Annotated in this window: 1 protein-coding gene; it reads right to left on the reverse strand. The window is 36.5% G+C overall.

Annotated features, from left to right (window positions below; translation table 11 throughout):
* Positions 1-44 precede the first annotated feature (44 nt).
* The coding region (locus NG792_RS28815) for an ATP-binding protein (protein ID WP_261237810.1) at positions 45-1,044 on the reverse strand (1,000 nt) is incomplete at its 5' end.

A 1,044-nucleotide genomic window follows, 5' to 3' on the forward strand; every position in this document is an offset into this window, starting at 1 on the left:
CAAGTCACTCAACAAGATATTCGCAATTGGTTTGCTCATTGTTGCTACTGTACCTCATGAGTCCGGGAACCGCTATATTTCGGCAAGTCTTTAGCAAATCCCTCGATCGTTCTCTTATCAGTCAACCCACAACCAATCACTTTGTCAATATCTTTTTTATTTACCATTCGTGTCATTATGACATTATCGACTAAACGAAAGACCGAATCTGGCAAAGCAGATGGAGTATTAGTTACAAAAAATAAGTTCATACCCAAGTGTCTGATCAAAGGAATCAGCTCGTCTATATATCCCTCGTCCATGTACATATGAGCTTCTTCAAAGAAAACCGAGGGATAAATTGGAATTTCAACTTTATGTTCATGAAAAAATGAATATTGTTTTTGACAGGTGGTTTTTAGCTGATCAATGACGAGAGTCACAATTACTTTTTGAATAATTGGTGCCAATCCTCCTATATCAAAGACAAGAACACCCACGTTATCTCTTAAATCTTCTAAGTTTTGGAGTGTGGCATTTTGTGTATTATCTGCTACTGATTCTATTTCATCTAAACTCCGTAGACTCCGTGCCATTCTATGCAAAGCTGTTTGCAGAGAAACAATTCCTATATTTGGCTCTAGTGCTGCTCTATTGGCCCGTTCTTCTTTCCATGCTTCTTCTTCTGTAAAAAACAGATTATAGCTCATTAAGTTTTTTATTCCCCGTTTATAGGCACCCACCATCATGTCCTGGTCTCCCACCACTTCTTTAGCCTCATCGTAGAGCAACTGTAAATCTACTTTATCATTTACTTTTTCTCTACTCCGAATTAATTCAGGTAAATTTGCTCTCACAGAATTGTCAGTAGCTTGAGTATTGAATAGAGATAATTTATCAAAAACACTAAATAAACTTTGGATGGGAAGCTTATCTAATCTAAATTTAAAATTCTCTGTAGGACGAAGTAGTTGAGACTTAGGCAATGACAGGGCAAGCTCATCTAATTTGGTATAAATTGTACTTGACAAAAAAGCAATTATAGGGTTTGCCCCATTTAATGAT

The organism is Laspinema olomoucense D3b, from assembly GCF_025370785.1.
Classification (GTDB): domain Bacteria; phylum Cyanobacteriota; class Cyanobacteriia; order Cyanobacteriales; family Laspinemataceae; genus Laspinema; species Laspinema olomoucense.